Annotated in this window: 1 protein-coding gene; it reads right to left on the minus strand. The window is 65.3% G+C overall.

Annotated features, from left to right (window positions below):
• Nucleotides 1-308: carboxyl transferase domain-containing protein (locus tag ADK54_RS18300; RefSeq protein ID WP_324610172.1), on the minus strand; the 308-nt coding region annotated here is incomplete at both ends.

The following is a 308-nucleotide window of genomic DNA, read 5'->3' on the forward strand; positions in this document are numbered from 1 at the left end:
GTCAGGTCGGCGCCGATGGACTGGGAGTCCATGACGATGTAGGCGCCGCCGTAGGCCTTGCGCAGGATCAGTGAGATCCGCGGCACCGTCGCGTTGCAGTACGCGTACAGCAGCTTCGCGCCGTGCCGGATGATTCCACCGTGCTCCTGCGAGACCCCCGGTAGGAACCCGGGTACGTCCAAAAGAGTGAAGATCGGGATGTTGAACGCGTCGCACATCTGCACAAACCGGGCCGCCTTCTCGCTGGCCTCGATGTCCAGCACCCCGGCCAGGGACTGCGGCTGGTTGGCGACGATGCCCACGACCTG

Origin of the sequence: Streptomyces sp. WM6378, from assembly GCF_001279695.1 — a bacterium.
Lineage (GTDB): Bacteria > Actinomycetota > Actinomycetes > Streptomycetales > Streptomycetaceae > Streptomyces.